Source organism: Microtetraspora niveoalba, from assembly GCF_001570405.1.
Taxonomy (GTDB): Bacteria; Actinomycetota; Actinomycetes; order Streptosporangiales; family Streptosporangiaceae; genus Microtetraspora; species Microtetraspora niveoalba.
This window is the reverse complement of sequence record NZ_BBYM01000003.1, coordinates 198,002-212,673: the sequence shown is the minus strand read 5'-3', so window position 1 is coordinate 212,673 and position 14,672 is coordinate 198,002. Positions and strand designations below refer to the sequence as shown.

The following is a 14,672-nucleotide window of genomic DNA, read 5'->3' as shown; positions in this document are numbered from 1 at the left end:
GTGACAGACCGCATTGAGGCAGCCGCCGCTGAACTGCGTCCACTGCTGCAGGAGTTCATCCTCTGGACTCCCGCCAACGCTCCGGGCACCGATACCGACCTGGTCGGACCGGCCGTTCTCTGGCATCGCCTGGATGCCCGCGACGACGCGGGGCTGTGGAAGGCGGGCGACCCGCGCGCCGTCCTCCTCGAGCGCATGCCGCAGGTCGTCGAGGACCCCGACGAGGCCGCCGACGGCATGATCCCCGCTCTGCGGTCCTATCTGACGTTCCTGTCCGAGACGGGACGCCTGGCGAAGGGATCGGCCTCGCTCGACACCCTTCTCGCGGAGCTCGACGAGATCGAGGACGACTTCGTCGAGGCGATGGAGGACGTGCTCGCCGAGCGCGACTGGGACGAGGAGGAGGACGAGTTCGAGGACGACGAGGACGAGAGCCTCGGCGACTTCGACCCCTTCGCCGACGAGATCGCCGAGCTGCCCACGATCCGGCTGCGCCCCGACTCCGAGCTGGCGGCGGCCGCTCGCGAGGTCACGCTCATCGCCCAGGCCCGCGATCTCGCGCTGTGGGTCGGCTCCGGCCGCAAGGTCGGCGAGGAGACCCTGCTCACCGAGGAAGAGGTCAAGGAAGCGGTGCGCAGCGTCGGCCTTAGCGACGCCCAGGCGCTGTGGAACCTGTGGAACCTCGCCATCGACCTGGAGTTCCTCGCCCCCGACGGCGACGACACGGTCAGCGTCGACGCCGACACCGCCGCCTGGCCGTTCGAGGACGACGAGGACGCGCTGGAAGCCTGGCTGCTCGGCCTCCACTCGATCGACTACGGCGACCCCGAGCTGGACGACGACGACCTGACCCTGGCCCTGTCGGGGCTCACCCGTGCGCTGCTGGTCCGCGTGCTGGTGAACGGCGGCTCGCGCTCCGTCGGCGAGCTGCGCGGCGAGCTGGCCGAGGCGGTCGCCGAGTACGACGACCTCGGCCCCGACGCCTGGGCCGCCGCCGGCGACCCGCTCGCGCCGGTGCTCGCCTGGCTGACCGGCTACGGCATGGTCGTCGTCGAGGGCGACGAGGTCCGCCTCACGCCTCTCGGCGTCGAGGGTGTGGTCCACCTGGTGGACGACGCCGACATCGACATCGACGCCCGGCCCGCGATCGACGGGATGACCGCGCTCGACCTGCTGTCGCTGAGCGCCGACCTGCCCGAGGAGGAGGCGGACGCGGAGTTCGCCGCGTGGCTCGGCCTGCGCGACCCCGCCCGGGCCGCCGCGGAGCTGCTCGAAGCCGCCGCGGAGGACGAGGCGGACGCCCTGGTCCGGGTCCAGGCCGCCAGCCTGGTCGGCTCCCTCGGCGAGGTGGCCGTTCCCGCCTGGACCGAGGCGCTCAAGGAGCCCTCGCTCCGCCCGTACGCCGCGACGCACCTCACCCAGCTCGACGTCGAGGACGCGCCGGAGCCCACCCAGACCGACACGCACTGGCTCATCCTCGACATGTGGACGATCTCCGCGGGGCTCGGCCGGGCGGAGTTCATCAGCAGCCTGCACGACATCGGCCCCGCCCAGCAGATCATCGGCCTGCTCGACGTGATCTGGAAGGTGCCCCACCCGCACCTGGAGGAGCTGCTCGAAGCCGTCGGCGACGCCCACCCGGACAAGCAGGTGGGCAAGGCCGCCAAGCGGGCGCTCTTCAAGGCCCGGTCACGCCGCTAGTCACCGCTCCACGGCCGGGCCGAGGCTCGGAAACCCGACAGGGGACACGACCCGACGGCGTGTCCCCTGTTCCATGTCCGGCCTCTCCTCGCCGCCCCTCCGGCCCGTACGGCGGCCGGGCGGGGCGGACGCACCGCTAACGCATCGAGAACACGGCGCACGTCGTCGTGCCGTGCGCGTACAGCTTGCCGTCGTCCGAGCCGACCAGCCGCGCCTCGGCGGTCGCGACCGTCCGCCCCACGTGTACGGCTTTCGCCTCGCATCGGAGGGCCCCGGTGTGCGCGAAGGCCGGGCGGACCATGTGCACGTTCAGCTGGGTGGTCGTGTAGGCCGTGCCGGCCGGGAGCATGGTCATGACGGCGCAGCCGAGAGCCGAGTCGAGCAGTGTGGCGAAGTAGCCGCCGTGCACGGAGCCCATCGGGTTGTACTGGTGCTCACCCGTCTCGCCCTCGAAGATCGCCACTCCGGGCTCGACCTTCAGCAGCGTGAAGCCCAGCGTGCCGGCGATCGGCGGAGCGGCGATCACGCCGTCGAGCATGGCCTGGAGGAACTCGAGGCCGCTCAGCTCCGCGACCTCGGCGGGCAGCGTCGACGGGGCCCAGCTGTGCGTGCGCGAGCGCAGTGTGGTGGCAGTCATGAGTATGATTTTGGAACTCAGGTGCCGTGCGGCGCAACCCGGACATCCCTCGTCATGTCACCGCTCCCCCGCCCAGTCGGGCAGCGGCCGGTAGATCGGCGTCCCGTTGGACTCGAGCTCGGCGCGAAGCCGGAAGTACTCGTCCCCGAACGGATCCACTCCGTCGAGCGGCATCAGCCCGCGGCGGATGGCGACGTCGTGCGGCGCCAGCTCGGCCGCCCGGCGGGCGTGCCGGCGGGCGGCGTCCGCGCGGCCGCGGCGGAACAGCCAGGCGGCGAGGCGCGCATGCAGCCGGGCCACGCCACCAGGTCGGTGCCGACGGCCGTCTCGGCGGCCGCCGCCCGGAAGGCCGGTATGCACGCGTCACCCTGGCACCAGCCGTGCGGCTTGCGCTCCCAACCGAGGACCTTCTCTCCGGCCGGAACGGTCAGACCCGGAACGACCTCCTCGCGGCCGTCCGCCAGCAGTGTGAACATCCGCACTCCTCCGTTTAGATAGTCCAGCTCTCCAATTATTGGATAGCGACACTGTCCAGTTAACGGCGACGAGAGCCGGAGGCGGCGCCACGAAAACGAAAAACCCCCGGAACGAACGTTCCGAGGGTGGAGAAGAAAGTAGTCCCGAGCGGATTCGAACCGCCGTTACCGCCTTGAGAGGGCGGCGTCCTAGGCCACTAGACGACGGGACCTCGCAGCGTGTGGTAGTCCCGAGCGGATTCGAACCGCCGCTACCGCCTTGAGAGGGCGGCGTCCTGGGCCACTAGACGACGGGACCGTACACACTGTGATCGGAGTCGGGGGGAACCCGAATCCGTAGCATCTCCCGAAGGAGGGATGCAGCTGGGGTACCAGGACTCGAACCTAGACTAACTGAACCAGAATCAGTCGTGCTGCCAATTGCACTATACCCCATCGTTTCGCTCGCCCCTCAGGGCTCGCTGGCGACTCCGAAAGAATAGCCCAGCTTGGGGCCCACCGCCAAAACGATTGCGGCGTGGCTCCTCATCCGTGCTCAGCGCCACGGCTGTGCGAGGCTGAGAAGAGCCGACAAGCACCCGAAACCGCAGTTAGGAGCAGCCCCCTATGTCCCAGGCGGCGAACCCGTTTCTGAGCCCCAGCTCCCTGCCGTACCAACTGCCTCCGTTCCACGAGATCAGGGAGGAGCACTACGCTCCGGCGTTCGAGCAGGGCATGGCCGAGCAGCTCGCCGAGATCGCGGCGATCGCCGGCGATCCCGCGCCGCCGACCTTCGAGAACACCATCGAGGCCCTGGAGCGGTCCGGCCGGCTGCTCGACCGGGTCTCCACGGTCTTCTTCAACCAGGTGTCCTCGGACGCCACCCCGGGCGTGCAGGAGATCCAGAAGGACGTCACGCCCAAGCTGTCCAAGCACGGCGACGCCATCCACCTGAACGCGCGGCTGTTCGCCCGGATCCGAGCCGTGAAGGCGGCGGACGAGGAGCAGCAGTGGCTCCTCGACCGCTATCTCACCGACTTCACCCGCGCGGGAGCCATGCTGGGCGAGGAGGAGCAGGCGCGCCTCCGGGAGCTCAACGAGGAACTGTCCACGCTGGCGACCACCTTCCAGCAGAACCTGCTGGCCGACACCAACGCGCGCGCGGTCGCGGTCGAGGACGTCGCCGAGCTCGACGGGCTCTCCCCCGACGCCGTACAGGGCCTCCAGGAGACCGCCAAGGAGCGTGGTCTGGACGCCGGATACCTCGTCACCCTCGTGCTGCCCACCGGGCAGCCCGCGCTGTCCGAGCTCACCCACCGCGGGCTGCGCGAGCGGATCCACCGGGCGTCCGTCGGGCGCGGCGCGGACAACGCGGAGCTGATCACCCGGATCGCGCGGCTGCGCGAGGAGCGGGCCAGGCTGCTCGGGTACGCCGACCACGCCGAGTACGTCGTCGCGGACCAGACGGCCGGGTCCACGCAGGCGGTCACCGAGATGCTGGGCCGGCTCGTGCCGCCCGCAGTGGCCAACGCCCGCAAGGAGCAGTCGGACCTGGAGGAGATCGCCGGGCACCCGATCCAGCCGTGGGACTGGGCGTTCTACGCCGAGAAGGTGCGCAAGGCCCGGTACGACATCGACAGCGCCGTGATGCGGCCGTACTTCGAGCTGAACAGCGTGCTGGAGCGCGGCGTCTTCTACGCGGCCCAGCGGCTGTACGGCATCACCTTCCGCGAGCGCGCGGACCTGAACGGGTACCACCCGGACGTCCGGGTCTTCGAGGTGTTCAACGAGGACGGCTCGCCGCTCGGCCTGTTCCTCGGCGACTTCTTCGCCCGCGCCTCCAAGCGCGGCGGGGCCTGGATGAACGAACTGGTCAAGCAGTCGGCCCTCGACGGCACCCTCCCGGTCGTGGTCAACAACCTCAACATCGTCAAGGGCGAGCCGACCCTGCTGACCTTCGACGAGGTCAACACGATGTTCCACGAGTTCGGCCACGCCCTGCACGGCCTGTTCTCCGACGTCCGCTTCCCCCGGTTCTCCGGTACGGCGGTGCCCAGGGACTTCGTGGAGTTCCCCTCGCAGGTCAACGAGATGTGGGCGACCGACCCGGAGATCCTCGCGAACTATGCCAAGCACTACGAGACCGGCGAGCCCATGCCGCGGGAGCTCGTGGACCGGATGCTGGAGTCGCAGAAGTTCAACCAGGGTTTCGCGACGGTCGAGTACCTCGCCGCGACGCTGCTGGACTGGGCCTGGCACACCTCGTACACGGGCGGCGACGCGGAGACCTTCGAGGCCGAGGCCCTGCGGAACGCGGGCGTGGACCTGGCCGCGGTGCCGCCGCGTTACCGGAGCACGTACTTCGCGCACATCTGGTCGAGCGGCTACAGCGCGGGCTACTACTCCTACATCTGGAGCGAGGTCCTCGACGCCGACACGGTCGAGTGGTTCAAGGAGAACGGCGGCCTGCGCAGGGAGAACGGCGACCGCTTCCGGCAGCGGCTGCTGTCCAAGGGCGGCAGCGTGGACGCGCTGACGGCGTTCCGCGACTTCCGGGGCCGCGACCCGCGGATCGAGCCCCTCCTCACCCGCCGCGGCCTCCTCTGATCGAAGCCGTCTCAGAAGACACCGCCTCGCCGGTCGCCGTCGGAACGGGACCGGCGAGGCGGCATCGGACGTCAGGCCAGCTTGGCGAGAGCCGTACGCAGCCTCTCGAGGGAGCGCTCGCGGCCCAGGACCTCGATCGACTCGAACAGCGGGAGACCGACGGTGCGGCCGGTGATCGCGACCCGGACCGGCGCCTGAGCCTTGCCCAGCTTCAGCCCGTGCGCGGCCCCGACCTCCTCCAGCGCCGTCTTGAGCGACTCGGGATCCCAGTTCACGTCCTGCAGCCGCTCGGCGTAGCCGGCGAGGATCTCGGCGGCGCCCGGCTTCATCGCCTTGTCCCACGACGCCTGGTCGTGGACGGGGACCTCCAGGAAGAGGAAGTCCACGTTCGCGGTGATCTCGGACAGCACGGCCACACGCGTCTGCGCGAGCCCGGCCACCCGGGTGAAGGTGGCCCGATCCCAGCTCGGGTCGAGCCAGGGGTCGCACCGCTGGACGAAGACGTCGAGGGGCAGCGCCCGGATGTACTCGCCGTTGAAGGCGCGCAGCTTCTTCTCGTCGAAGAACGCCGGCGAGGGGTTCACGTCCTCCAGCCGGAACATCGGCATCATCTCCGACCACGGCATGATCTCGCGGTCGTCGCCGGGCCCCCAGCCGAGCAGCATGAGGTAGTTGACCATCGCCTCGGCGAGGTATCCCTCGTCCCGGTAGGACTCCAGGGCCACCTTGTCGCGCCGCTTGGACAACTTCTGCCGCTTCTCGTTCACGATGACCGGCACGTGCGCCCAGATCGGCGGCGTGACGCCCAGCGCCTCCCACAGAAGCTGCTGCTTGGGTGTGTTCGACAGGTGCTCCTCCGCGCGCACGACGTGGGAGATCCGCATCTCGATGTCGTCGATCACGTTGGCGAGGATGAACAGCGGCGACCCGTCGCCGCGCACGATCACGAAGTCCTCCATGGCGGCGTTCGGGAACTCGACCCGCCCCCGGACCAGGTCGTCCACCACGGTCACGCCCTCGTCCGGCGTGCGGAACCGCACCGCGCCCTCCGTGAGACCGCGGTCGCGGCAGAAGCCGTCGTACCCCTGGTGCTCGGAGCCCGTCCTGGCCTTCACGTCGTCACGCGTACAGGTGCAGTGGTAGGCCTTGCCGTCCTTGAGCAGCTTCGCCGCCGCCTCGCGGTGCTGCGCCTCGTACGCGGACTGGAAGTAGGGGCCCTCGAAGTGCGGCGAGTCGCCGTTGATGCCGATCCAGGCGAGCGCCGAGATGATGCCCTCGGTCCACTCCGGCCGGTTGCGGGCGGCGTCGGTGTCCTCGATGCGGAGCACGAACGTGCCGCCGGACTGCTCGGCGAGCGCCCAGTTGTAGAGCGCGGAACGGGCACCGCCGACATGGAACATGCCGGTCGGCGAGGGCGCGAAGCGGACACGCAGGTCAGTCACGAGAGATCACCCGGTTGGTGAGAGTTCCGATTCCTTCGATGCCGACGCTGACCTCGTCACCGACGGACATGGGTCCCACGCCGGCGGGCGTGCCGGTGAGGATCACGTCGCCGGGGAGCAGCGTCATGACGGCGCTCACGTACGCGATGAGCGCCGGGATGTCGTGCAGCAGGAGCGACGTGCGGGCGCTCTGCCTGAGCTCGCCGTTCACGCTGGTCGTAAGGGCGAGGTCGCCCGGGTCGAGGTCGGTCTCGATCCACGGGCCGATCGGGCAGAACGTGTCGAAGCCCTTGGCCCTGCTCCACTGGCCGTCCCGCTGCTGCAGGTCGCGGGCGGTCACGTCGTTCGCGCAGGTGTACCCGAAGATCACCTCGTGGGCGCGCTCGACCGGCACGTCCCGGCAGAGCCGCCCGATGACGACGGCCAGCTCGCCCTCGTAGTCGACCCGCTGCGACAGCTTCGACGGGTACGCGATCGCCTCCCCCGGCCCGATCACCGAGGTGCTCGGCTTGAGGAAGATCAGCGGCTCCTCGGGGGCCTCGCCGCCCATCTCGCGCGCGTGGTCGGAGTAGTTCTTGCCGATCGCCACGATCTTGCTCGGCAACATCGGCGCGACGATCCTGACCTCGGCGACCGGATATCTCTCCCCGGTGAGCTCGACTCCGCCGAAGGGATGCCCGTCGATCCTGGCGACGACCTGCCCGCCCTCTTCAACCACACCGAAGGCGACCCCGTCGCCTTTGGAGAACCTCGCGATACGCACGGTCACAAGGCTAGTGCCCTGACCGGCAAGGTTCGCCCGGACGGACCGGTGTCCGGGGGGGTGCATCGCAAGGCGGAGGAGCGAGGCCGTGGCGCGTCCGGGGAGCGGGCGAGGCGGCTCGTAGTGTGGCCATGTCGGAAATCGTTCACGGAAGGAGCCGGCGATGTCGGTCGTGAAGATCAACGTGTTGACGGTGAGCGCGGAGATGCGCGAGGAACTGGAGAAGCGCTTCGCCAACCGCGCGGGGATGGTCGAGACGGCCGACGGGTTCGAATGGTTCGAACTGCTCCGGCCGGTCGAGGGCACGGACCGGTACATGGTCTACACGCGCTGGCGCAGCGAGGAGGACTTCCAGCGCTGGCAGGAGAGCCGCGCCTTCCAGGCGGGCCACGCCCAGGCCGCCGCCGAGGCCGGCCAGGGGCACGGGCACGGGCAGGCGGCACCGCAGGGACACGGGCACGGCCAGGGGCCCGCCGCCGCCGGCGCCGAGCTGTGGTCGTTCGAGGTGGTCCAGAGCGCCACCCCCAAGCCCGGCGCCTGATCGCCCGGCTCGCCGGTCGCCTCGCCGCGTCCCCCGGGGCTCAGATGGCGGTGGGATGGCGGGGCTGGTAGAGGCCGACCTCGGCGCCACCCGGGAGGCGGAACCCGGTGACCAGGCCGTAGCCCTCGTCGCCGACCTCCCGGGTGAACGCCACCCCCTTCGCGCCCAGCTCCTTGACCGTCTCCTCGATGCGGTCGCACATCAGGTAGAGGTCGAACATCGGCCGCCCGTCCGTGGGATGGACTCCCAGCTCGGCGGGCGGCAGCCGGAAGACGAGCCACCCGCTGCCCGCGTCCACGTTCGGCAGGCCCAGCACGTCGCGGAGGAAGGCCCGGTCGGCGTCCGGATCGCGGCTGTACATGAGCCAATGCGCGCCTTTGATCATCGCTGCCTCCTTTCCTCCAGTCATTCCCCCGAGCGGGTCAAGCGCCGAGCGGGTTCGCGGCAATTCGCCCTGCCATCCCGGTCCTGACCGTCTCCGCCATCCCCTCCCTGACCGTCTCCGCCATCCCGGCCCTGGCCGTCTCCGGCGCGCCGTCCGGCTCGCGTTCCTGCGGCGCGGACGGCCGAGGCGTCGGGCACGTCCGCCGATCCGGGCCGCACAGGCGTGGCGGCCGTTACCCCGAGCGCGGGACGTCAAAACCTGCTAACGATGTCACCTGTCGCTTGACCGGATCATTACTATTCGGCCAGCATGATCAATCCCCTCGCTCATGGTCGGAAGGAACTGGCGTGCGCCCCCGCACTCACGCTCTTGGCCTCATAGCCGTGCTGACCGTCACCGGCGCCGGGCTCGCCGCGCCCGCCGACGCCGCCCGGCTGCCCGCGCGTACGCCCGAGTGCCAGGGAGACTGGCTCCCGGCGACGCCGACCTCCGAGGACGTCATGAACGGCGAGCTGTCGTTCCTCGACCGGCCCGCCGTCAAGATCGGGACGAAGGTCGACTGGTCGCTCGACCCGTACAAGAGCCGGTCCTGGCAGATGGTGTTCCAGTCGCTGCGCTGGATGGGACGGCTGGTCGCCGACTACGAGGCCACCGGCAAGCAGGCGTACCTCAACCGCGCGACCGAGATCGCCAAGGACTGGGTCGAGAAGAACCCCTACGGCGGCCGGACCACGAACAAGTACGCCTGGCAGGACCACCCGACCGCGCTGCGCGCCCCGGCGCTGGTCTGCCTGAGCCGGTACGTCTCCGACGCCTGGCTCAAGAACAGCCTGGCCGTGCACGCGAAGCTGCTGGCCGACCCGCGCTTCTATAAGGCCGGGCACAACCACGGGCTCGACCAGGACATCGGCCTCCTGCGCATCGGCTGCCGATACAACCAGAAGGGCTGGAAGGACCTCGCCCTCGACCGCATGGTCAAGTCGATGAAGCTCGACATCGACTCCGAGGGAGCGCTGCGAGAGCAGGCTCCGCGGTACGCGATCTACGTGCACGACCGGCTCAGGGTCGCGACGGACACCATCAAGGACTGCGGCCTCAAGGTGCCCGACGACCTCGCCAAGCGCTGGGACGGCCTGCCCAAGCACATCAGCGCCGCCACCCAGCCCAACGGGTACATGGTGCCGCTCGGCGACGGCCCGCCGAACATCCAGCCGGCCGGGTTCGCGCACTCCTCCGAGACCGTGCAGGTGTTCAAGGCCGGTTACGTCTTCGGCCGGACGGCCTGGGGCGACCCGCAGTCGGCCTACTACTCGATCAGGTTCGGGCCGGGCATGAAGTTCCACGGCCACGAGGACCACCTGGGCGTGACCTACTACGCCCAGGGGCGCAACGTGCTGACCGAGGCGGGCTTCCACTCCTACGAGAACACCTCGTACCGGCGCTGGACCATGACGCCCGAGGCGCACAACGTCCCCGTGGTCGTCGGGAAGAAGTTCCGCGGTCGCACGCCGTCCTCACTGGTCCGCCGCTCCGTCGGCAAGGACCGCCAGTCGTTCACGCTGACCGACAAGGCGTACGGCGTCAGCCGTACGAGGGCGGTGCTGGTGAACCACGACCAGGACGTCATGGCGGTGCTCGACGCGACCCGCGGCGGCAAGGTGCGCAACCTGTGGCACTTCGACCCGTCGATGAAGGTCTACTCCAACGCCGGGGGCCAGGTCGTCGTCGGCGAGGGATCGTGGCGGGCGACGCTCGTGCAGCTCTCCATGCCCTCGTGCAAGCCGATCGGCGGCCAGAAGGTCGTGCGCGGCCGGACCAACCCCTACCAGGGGTGGATCTCCCCCGCCTACATGAAGAAGGTCGCCGCCCCGGCGGTGGTCTCACCCGCGGCCTCGTCGCTGCTCACGATCGTCGTGCCCGGTACGGCGAAGCCCGAGGTGAGCTGCTCGGGCCGTACGGTGATCGTGCACACCTCCGACGGCCCGACCAGCTTCAAGATCTCCGGCTCCGACCTCGTCTGACCTCCGCCTTCACCGCCGCGCCCGCGAGAGGCGCGGCGGTGTCTGGACTGAGGAACGAGCGACTCCGAGCGACGAGGGAAGACATCGCCTTCGGGCGCCCCGAGCCCGCGCGAGCGAAGCGAGCGCCATTAAACACTGTGGCCGGCGCGGAGGAGTCCGTAGGTGACGGCCTGCTCCAGGGCCTGCCAGGACGCCTCGACGATGTTCTCGGCGACGCCCACGGTGGACCAGTCGCCGGTGGCGTCGCTGGAGGTGATGAGCACGCGGGTCACGGCGTCGGTGCCGTGCGTGCCCTCCAGGATGCGGACCTTGAAGTCGATGAGCTCCACGGCGGCGAGCTCGGGGTAGAGCTTCTCCAGCGCGAGCCGTACGGCCTTGTCGAGGGCGTTGACGGGGCCGTTGCCCTCGCCGGTGGCGATGATGCGCTCGCCCTTGGCGTGCAGCTTGACGGTGGCCTCGCTCGCGACCTCGCCGGACGGGCGCCGCTCGACGATGACCCGCCAGGACTCGACGGAGAAGTGGCGCCTCCGCTCTCCGGAGACGGTGTCGCGCAGCAGCAGCTCGAAGGACGCGTCGGCGGCTTCGAAGGTGTGGCCGCGCGACTCCAGCTCCTTGACGCGCTCGACGAGCTGGCGGGACTGGTCCGAGGTCAGGTCGTAGCCCAGTTCCCTGCCCTTGAGCTCGACGGAGGCCCGGCCGGCCATGTCCGAGACGAGCATGCGCATGTCGTTGCCGACGTCGGCGGGGTCGATGTGCTGGTAGAGGTTCGGGTCGATCTTGATGGCCGACGCGTGCAGCCCCGCCTTGTGCGCGAAGGCGGACGTCCCGACGTACGGCTGGTGCGAGTTGGGCGTCACGTTGGTGACCTCGGTGATCGCGTGCGCGATGCGGGTCATCTCCCGCAGCGACTGCGTGGGCACCAGGTCGAACCCCTTCTTGAGCTGGAGGTTCGCCACGACGGTGAACAGGTTGGCGTTGCCCGAGCGCTCGCCGTACCCGTTGGCGCAGCCCTGCACGTGGGTGGCGCCGGCCTTGACTGCGGCGAGGGTGTTGGCGACGGCGCAGCCGGTGTCGTCGTGGCAGTGGATGCCGACGCGCGCGCCCGTGGAGACGGCGGCGTGGACGACGTCGGCCAGCTCGTCGGGGAGCATCCCGCCGTTGGTGTCGCAGAGCGCGATGACGGACGCCCCCGCCTCGGCCGCCGTACGGAGGACTTCGAGGGCGTAGTCCGGGTTGGACGCGTAGCCGTCGAAGAAGTGCTCGGCGTCGAGGAAGACGCGCTGGCCCTCCGCACGCAGGTGGGAGACGGTGTCGCGGATCATCGCGAGGTTCTCCTTGAGCGTGGTGCGGAGGGCCAGCTCAACGTGCCTGTCGTGACTCTTCGCGACGAGTGTCACGACGGGCGCGCCGGATTCGCGCAGCGCGGCCACCAGAGGGTCGTCGGCGGCCTTCACCCCGGCCCGGCGGGTCGCGCCGAACGCGGCGAGTTGCGCGTGCTTCAGGTCGAGCTCTGTTCGAGCCCGCCGGAAGAATTCGGTGTCCTTGGGGTTGGCGCCCGGCCAGCCGCCCTCGATGAAGCCGACGCCGAGGCCGTCCAGGTGACGGGCGATGGCCAGCTTGTCGGCGACCGTGAGGTTCAAGCCTTCCTGCTGGGCTCCGTCACGCAGTGTCGTGTCGTAGACATGGAAGCGGTCATCGGCCATTTCTTGCTATCTCCTTAGCGGGGTGTTCCTCGCCGCGCGCGGTCATCCGCTCGATTTCTGTGCCGGAAAACACAAAAGACCCCTCACGGACGTGAGAGGTCTGCGCGCTGGCGTTGTCCTGATGTCAGCCAGCGCGCCTGCCGATAATGAGCAGACCGTAGAACATGGTGTCCTGAAGTCTGCCACATACCGTGACCCGCCCGGTACACAGTCTCACGATCCGAGACGTCAATCTTGTGGTACGGCTTCCACCCTATGTGGCCTGCGTCGATGCGAAGGCTGCCGGAGTCCCGGCCGTCGGAGGGAACGCGGAACTAAGGTGATGCCATGAAAGCCGTGAACTTCGTCGACGCGTCGATCGCCGCGTACGCCCTCGCGCACACCAGCCCGCCCGACGAGGCGCTGCTCGACCTCGCCGAGGAGACGGCGCGGCTGACCGGTGACGCCGCCGGCATGCAGATCTGCCCCGAGCAGGGGACCCTGCTCACCATGCTCGTCCAGATCAGCGGCGCCCGGCGCGCGGTGGAGGTCGGAACGTTCACCGGCTACTCGTCGATCTGCATCGCGCGGGGACTGCCCGAGGACGGCCGGCTGATCGCCTGCGACGTGAGCGAGGACTGGACGTCGGTCGCGCGCCGCTACTGGGAGAGGACGGGGGTCGCGCACAAGATCGAGCTGCGTCTCGGCCCGGCGGCGGAGACGCTCCGCGCGATGCCGAGGGAGGAGTGCGTCGACTTCGCGTTCATCGACGCGGACAAGCCGGGATATCGCGTCTACTACGAGGAGATCCTGGCGCGGCTCGTCCCCGGCGGGTTGATCTGCGTGGACAACACCCTGCAGAGCGGCAGGATCACCGACCCCGATGCGGGTGGCAACGTGCCGGTGATGCGGGAGTTCAACGACCTCGTCGCGAGTGACGGGCGGGTGACCTCCGTCCTGCTCCCCGTCGCCGACGGCCTCACTCTCATCCGCAAGCGCTGACTTCCGGAACTCCAGCTATACGGCCACCTTTGCGATTACATTACGTGTCGCTTCAATCACGTTGCGCCGTCCACCTGGAGGGCCGCTGCCCGAGCCGTGGGATCTCGCGATCGACACCGCCACTCTGGTCGAGGCGTGAGCCGTACGGACCGGTAGCGCTGACGAAGCGGGAGCCCGGCGAGGGCGAGGTCGCCGGGCTCCTGTCACGTCCGGGCCGGAACGCTGACGGGCGTGGCGTCGCGGTTCCGGCCAGAACCACTGGCGGGCGCCCGCCTCCGGGCGGGCGCCGGTCGGGCGGGGCCGGTCGTCGTCCCCGGCCGGGCCGCCTGATGGGAAATCAGCAGATCTTGTGGACCCAGCTGTGGGTGTCGGGGCGGGTGCCGTACTGGATGCCGATCAGTTCCTCGCGGATCTTCTGCGTGACCGGGCCGGGGGTGCCGTCACCGATCGTCCAGGAGCGGTCGGCGCCCTTGACGCTGCCGATGGGGGTGACCACGGCGGCGGTGCCGCAGGCGAACGCCTCGGTCAGCTCGCCCGACTCGCACCCGGCCTGCCACTCCTCGATCGAGATCCGACCCTCCTCGGCCTTCAGGCCCAGGTCGGCGGCGAATGTGAGGATGGAGTCGCGGGTGATGCCGGGCAGGAGCGTCCCGGTGAGCGCGGGTGTGACCAGCCGGTCGCCGAACACGAAGAACATGTTCATCCCGCCCATCTCCTCGACGTAGCGGTGCTCGTGCGCGTCGAGCCAGACGACCTGGTCGCAGCCCTGCTCGACGGCCTGACGCTGGGCGACGAACGCCGCCGCGTAGTTGCCGCCGCACTTGGCGAAGCCGGTGCCTCCGGGAGCGGCCCGCGTGTACTCCGTGGACAGCCAGACCGAGACCGGCTTGATCCCGCCGGAGAAGTACGACCCCGCAGGCGAGGCGATCACCATGAAGCGGTACGCCTTGGACGGGTAGTTCACCCCGAGGCCGACCTGGGTCGCGATGATGAACGGCCGCAGGTAGAGGCTGTGCCCCTCCGTCGTCGGCACCCACTCCTTGTCCGTCTGGACGAGCAGTTCGAGCGCCTCGACGAACGTCTCCTCGGGGAGCTCGGGCATCGCCATGCGCTGCGCGGACTTGTTGAACCTGACCGCGTTCGCGTCCGGCCGGAACGCCACGATGGACCCGCTCGCCTGCCGGTACGCCTTGAGCCCTTCGAACAGCTCCTGGGCGTAGTGGAACACGGCCGTCGCCGGGTCCAGGACCAGCGGCCCGTACGGCTCCAGCCGCGCGTCGTGCCAGCCACTGCCCTCGGTGTAGTCGATGGAGATCATGTGGTCGGTGAAGATCTGCCCGAAGCCGGGGTTCACCAGTACCCGCTCACGCTCGGCCGGGGTGCGGGCCTGCTGGTTGAGCTGCACGTCGAAGCTGAGCTGGCTGGTCATTTGCCGC

The 14,672-nt window shown here is 69.7% G+C and carries 11 protein-coding genes, 3 tRNA genes and 1 pseudogene; 5 read left to right on the top strand and 10 right to left on the bottom strand.

All coding sequences use genetic code 11. The features are described 5' to 3' along the window. Nucleotides 1-1,701, top strand: coding sequence for a hypothetical protein (locus AWQ70_RS02370; RefSeq protein ID WP_067169475.1), 1,701 nt, complete (start codon nt 1-3; stop codon nt 1,699-1,701). Between the two features lie 136 nt (nt 1,702-1,837). Here the strand turns inward: AWQ70_RS02370 and AWQ70_RS02365 are convergent, their stop codons facing one another. From AWQ70_RS02365 to AWQ70_RS02345, 5 genes and pseudogenes are all read right to left on the bottom strand, one after another. After that, nucleotides 1,838-2,338 (bottom strand): PaaI family thioesterase, encoded by a 501-nt coding sequence (locus AWQ70_RS02365; protein ID WP_067169472.1) that lies wholly within the window; start codon nt 2,336-2,338, stop codon nt 1,838-1,840. A gap of 57 nt (nt 2,339-2,395) precedes the next feature. Further along, a pseudogene (locus AWQ70_RS02360) lies at nt 2,396-2,692 on the bottom strand (TlpA family (seleno)protein); the annotation flags it as partial. 261 nt (nt 2,693-2,953) lie between these two features. Beyond that, a tRNA-Glu gene (locus AWQ70_RS02355) sits at nt 2,954-3,026 on the bottom strand. Nucleotides 3,027-3,036: 10 nt separating this feature from the next. Beyond that, nucleotides 3,037-3,112, bottom strand: a tRNA-Glu gene (locus AWQ70_RS02350). A gap of 65 nt (nt 3,113-3,177) precedes the next feature. Next, nucleotides 3,178-3,249, bottom strand: a tRNA-Gln gene (locus tag AWQ70_RS02345). Nucleotides 3,250-3,420: 171 nt separating this feature from the next. Here AWQ70_RS02345 and AWQ70_RS02340 point away from each other — a divergent pair. Continuing rightward, on the top strand, nt 3,421-5,400 hold the full coding sequence (locus tag AWQ70_RS02340) for a M3 family metallopeptidase (RefSeq protein WP_067169466.1): 1,980 nt from the start codon (nt 3,421-3,423) through the stop codon (nt 5,398-5,400). A gap of 71 nt (nt 5,401-5,471) precedes the next feature. Here the strand turns inward: AWQ70_RS02340 and gltX are convergent, their stop codons facing one another. Both gltX and AWQ70_RS02330 read right to left on the bottom strand, forming a co-directional pair. Next, complete coding sequence (gene gltX, locus AWQ70_RS02335) at nt 5,472-6,842, bottom strand: glutamate--tRNA ligase (protein WP_084516438.1); 1,371 nt, start codon at nt 6,840-6,842, stop codon at nt 5,472-5,474. Beyond that, entirely contained in the window at nt 6,835-7,605 is a 771-nt protein-coding gene (locus AWQ70_RS02330) for a fumarylacetoacetate hydrolase family protein (RefSeq protein ID WP_067169729.1), read from the bottom strand. The genes gltX and AWQ70_RS02330 overlap by 8 nt, the downstream gene beginning before the upstream one ends. Nucleotides 7,606-7,768: 163 nt before the next feature. Between AWQ70_RS02330 and AWQ70_RS02325 the strand changes: the two genes are divergently transcribed. Then, entirely contained in the window at nt 7,769-8,146 is a 378-nt protein-coding gene (locus AWQ70_RS02325) for an antibiotic biosynthesis monooxygenase family protein (RefSeq protein WP_067169463.1), read from the top strand. Nucleotides 8,147-8,186: 40 nt separating this feature from the next. Here AWQ70_RS02325 and AWQ70_RS02320 read toward each other — a convergent pair whose 3' ends face one another. After that, nucleotides 8,187-8,531: a VOC family protein gene (locus tag AWQ70_RS02320; protein ID WP_067169461.1), complete on the bottom strand. Its 345-nt coding sequence runs from the start codon at nt 8,529-8,531 to the stop codon at nt 8,187-8,189. A gap of 347 nt (nt 8,532-8,878) precedes the next feature. Here AWQ70_RS02320 and AWQ70_RS02315 point away from each other — a divergent pair, with 347 nt between their 5' ends. Then, on the top strand, nt 8,879-10,552 hold the full coding sequence (locus AWQ70_RS02315; RefSeq protein WP_067169457.1) for a heparinase II/III domain-containing protein: 1,674 nt from the start codon (nt 8,879-8,881) through the stop codon (nt 10,550-10,552). A 128-nt stretch (nt 10,553-10,680) separates the two neighbouring features. Here the strand turns inward: AWQ70_RS02315 and cimA are convergent, their stop codons facing one another. Continuing rightward, entirely contained in the window at nt 10,681-12,255 is a 1,575-nt protein-coding gene (gene cimA / locus AWQ70_RS02310) for a citramalate synthase (RefSeq protein WP_067169454.1), read from the bottom strand. 327 nt (nt 12,256-12,582) lie between these two features. On the opposite strand from cimA, the gene AWQ70_RS02305 reads away from it, so the two are divergent. Next, the gene (locus tag AWQ70_RS02305; RefSeq protein WP_067169452.1) at nt 12,583-13,236 is read left to right on the top strand and encodes an O-methyltransferase; all 654 of its coding nucleotides are present in this window, start codon (nt 12,583-12,585) and stop codon (nt 13,234-13,236) included. 337 nt (nt 13,237-13,573) lie between these two features. On the opposite strand, the gene AWQ70_RS02300 is transcribed toward AWQ70_RS02305, so the two are convergent. Continuing rightward, a complete protein-coding gene (locus tag AWQ70_RS02300; RefSeq protein ID WP_067169449.1) occupies nt 13,574-14,665 on the bottom strand; it encodes a branched-chain amino acid aminotransferase in 1,092 nt (363 codons plus the stop codon). Nucleotides 14,666-14,672 lie beyond the last annotated feature (7 nt).

Excerpts from the sequence above, each read along its gene's own strand:
- AWQ70_RS02325 (WP_067169463.1), top strand. The coding sequence starts at position 7,769 with ATGTCGGTCGTGAAGATCAACGTGTTGACGGTGAGCGCGGAGATGCGC.
- AWQ70_RS02365 (WP_067169472.1), bottom strand. The coding sequence starts at position 2,338 with ATGACTGCCACCACACTGCGCTCGCGCACGCACAGCTGGGCCCCGTCG.
- AWQ70_RS02305 (WP_067169452.1), top strand. The coding sequence starts at position 12,583 with ATGAAAGCCGTGAACTTCGTCGACGCGTCGATCGCCGCGTACGCCCTC.
- cimA (WP_067169454.1), bottom strand. The coding sequence starts at position 12,255 with ATGGCCGATGACCGCTTCCATGTCTACGACACGACACTGCGTGACGGA.
- AWQ70_RS02340 (WP_067169466.1), top strand. The coding sequence starts at position 3,421 with ATGTCCCAGGCGGCGAACCCGTTTCTGAGCCCCAGCTCCCTGCCGTAC.
- AWQ70_RS02320 (WP_067169461.1), bottom strand. The coding sequence starts at position 8,531 with ATGATCAAAGGCGCGCATTGGCTCATGTACAGCCGCGATCCGGACGCC.
- AWQ70_RS02300 (WP_067169449.1), bottom strand. The coding sequence starts at position 14,665 with ATGACCAGCCAGCTCAGCTTCGACGTGCAGCTCAACCAGCAGGCCCGC.